We start from the raw sequence: 3,248 nt of genomic DNA on the forward strand, positions 1-3,248 counted from the left end.
CACAAAAAAGCCACCCTTTTGGGGTGGCTTCCTCGTCTCAACCCATGGCTCATCTCATCAGAAGAGAGAGCAGCATGGATTGAGTCGTTGGAGCGAATGTTTTACCTGGCATCGACCTATTTTCTCAGGGGGCTACCCCCCAAATATCGTCGGCGCTACAGCGTTTCACAGCCGAGTTCGAGATGGATCGGAGTGGTTCCACTGCGCCATGGACACCAGGATAGAGATTCGCTCTCAGGTGAACCCTGAGAACTGCATAGGTTACGAGTTGATCTACCGGTTGACTTGCGTCAACAGCAGATCTTCGCTCTGGAAGTCAAAAGCTCTCCACATTGACTCTGCAGTCACTGTGTTTTGAGAGATGAGATTTGGTCAAGCCCTCGGTCTATTAGTACTCCTCTGCTTCACGCATTACTGCGCTTCCACATAGAGCCTATCAACGGGTGTTCTGCCCGTGACCTTACTGGCTTAAGCCATGGGAATACTCATCTTGAGGTGGGCTTCCCACTTAGATGCTTTCAGCGGTTATCCACTCCGCACATGGCTACCCAGCGTTTACCGTTGGCACGATAACTGGTACACCAGAGGTGCGTTCCTCCCGGTCCTCTCGTACTAGGGAGAAATCCTCTCAATATTCCTGCGCATGCACCGGATATGGACCGAACTGTCTCACGACGTTCTGAACCCAGCTCGCGTACCGCTTTAATGGGCGAACAGCCCAACCCTTGGGACCGACTTCAGCCCCAGGTTGCGATGAGCCGACATCGAGGTGCCAAACCTCCCCGTCGATGTGAACTCTTGGGGGAGATCAGCCTGTTATCCCTAGAGTAACTTTTATCCGTTGAGCGACGGCCCTTCCACTCAGAACCGTCGGATCACTAAAGCCTACTTTCGTACCTGTTCGACTTGTAGGTCTCACAGTCAAGCTCCCTTCTGCTTTTGCACTCGTCGGCTGATTTCCAACCAGCCTGAGGGAACCTTTGCGCGCCTCCGTTACCTTTTAGGAGGCGACCGCCCCAGTCAAACTGCCCACCAGATACTGTCCGGTTCCCGGATAACGGGTAACCGTTAGAACCCTAGCTCGCAAAGAGTGGTATCTCACCAGTGGCTCACCATCACCCACAAGCAATGGATCAAAGCCTCCCACCTATCCTGCGCATTGCGAGCCCGAGCACAATACCAAGCTACAGTAAAGCTTCATAGGGTCTTTCTGTCCGGGTGCACGTAGTCCGCATCTTCACAGACAATTCTATTTCGCCGAGCCTCTCTCCGAGACAGCGCCCAGATCGTTACGCCTTTCGTGCGGGTCGGAACTTACCCGACAAGGAATTTCGCTACCTTAGGACCGTTATAGTTACGGCCGCCGTTCACCGGGGCTTCAGTCGTTAGCTTCGCTTGCGCTGACCAACTTCTTTAACCTTCCGGCACTGGGCAGGCGTCAGCCCCCATACATCGTCTTGCGACTTAGCGGAGACCTGTGTTTTTGGTAAACAGTCGCCTGGGCCTATTCACTGCGACCAGCTCGCGCTGGCACCCCTTCTCCCGAAGTTACGGGGTCATTTTGCCGAGTTCCTTAGAGAGAGTTACCTCGCGCCCCTCGGTATTCTCTACCACCCCACCTGTGTCGGTTTCGGGTACAGGTAATCATGCCTTAACGGGTATAGGGCTTTTCTTGGAAGCTTGACGTCACCAACTTCGCTGCCGTAGCAGCTCGCACTCACGCCTCAGCTCAAGCTGTTTTCGCCAGCTCTCAACGCCTCGAACGCTTGGACCGGTAACCAACATCCGGATTGGCTAGCCTTCTCCGTCCTCCTTCCCAAAACATGATCAGTACAGGAATGTTGACCTGTTATCCATCGACTACGCCTTTCGGCCTCGCCTTAGGTCCTGACTAACCCTCCGCGGACGAGCCTGCCGGAGGAACCCTTAGGGTTTCGGGGAATGGGATTCTCACCCATTTTTTCGCTACTCAAGCCGACATTCTCACTTCTATGCAGTCCACGCCCGCTTACGCTAACGCTTCACCCCACATAGAACGCTCCCCTACCATTAAACAAGTTTAATCCGCAGCTTCGGTACAACACTTAGCCCCGTTCATTTTCGGCGCAGGATCGCTCGACCAGTGAGCTATTACGCACTCCTTTGAGGATGGCTGCTTCTAGGCAAACCTCCTGGTTGTCTCGGCAATCCCACCTCCTTTATCACTTAGTGTTGATTTGGGGACCTTAGCTGGCGGTCTGGGCTGTTTCCCTTTCGACCATGGAGCTTATCCCCCACAGTCTGACTGCCTAGTTACACACAGGGTATTCAGAGTTCGTCTCGATTTGGTACCGCTCTCGCAGCCCGCACCGAAACGGTGGCTTTACCCCCCTGCTGGAGCACTAGACGCTACGCCTCAACGTATTTCGGGGAGAACCAGCTAGCTCCGGGTTCGATTGGCATTTCACCCCTAACCACAGCTCATCCGCTGATTTTTCAACATCAGTCGGTTCGGACCTCCACTTGGTATCACCCAAGCTTCATCCTGGCCATGGTTAGATCACCCGGGTTCGGGTCTATAAACACTGACTAACGCCCTATTCAGACTCGCTTTCGCTATGGCTCCACCATTTCCGGTTTAACCTGCCAGTGCCTATAAGTCGCCGGCTCATTCTTCAACAGGCACACGGTCACCCTATCAGTAGGGCTCCCATTGCTTGTAAGCTCACGGTTTCATGTTCTATTTCACTCCCCTCCCGGGGTTCTTTTCACCTTTCCCTCGCGGTACTGTTGCGCTATCGGTCACACAGGAGTACTTAGCCTTACGAGGTGGTCCTCGCAGATTCACACGGAATTCCACGTGCTCCGTGCTACTCGGGATACAGCTAGCTCAGTTCAGTTTTCGAATACGGGGCTTTCACCCTCTATGGCGCGCCATTCAAACGCTTCCTCTAACATCCCTGATACACGTTGCTGTCCCACAACCCCGATAGTCGAAACTATCGGTTTAGGCTCTTCCCCGTTCGCTCGCCGCTACTTAGGGAGTCGTTTTTACTTTCCTTTCCTCCAGCTACTAAGATGTTTCAGTTCGCTGGGTTGGCTCGCGCCAGCCTATAGATTCAGCTGGCCGTTCTAGGGGTTGCCCCATTCGGAAATTCCCGGATCAAAGCGTTTTTCCAGCTCCCCGAGACTTATCGCAGGTAAACACGTCCTTCATCGCCTCTGTGTGCCAAGGTATCCACCGTGAGCCCTTTGTAGCTTGACCAATT

At 53.7% G+C, this 3,248-nt stretch carries 2 rRNA genes; both read right to left on the reverse strand.

The features are described from left to right. Positions 1-103: 103 nt before the first annotated feature. Positions 104-220, reverse strand: a 5S ribosomal RNA gene (gene rrf / locus CB0205_RS0113925). 148 nt (positions 221-368) lie between these two features. Further along, positions 369-3,244, reverse strand: a 23S ribosomal RNA gene (locus tag CB0205_RS0113930). Positions 3,245-3,248 lie beyond the last annotated feature (4 nt).

It is taken from the genome of Synechococcus sp. CB0205, from assembly GCF_000179255.1.
GTDB lineage: Bacteria > Cyanobacteriota > Cyanobacteriia > PCC-6307 > Cyanobiaceae > Vulcanococcus.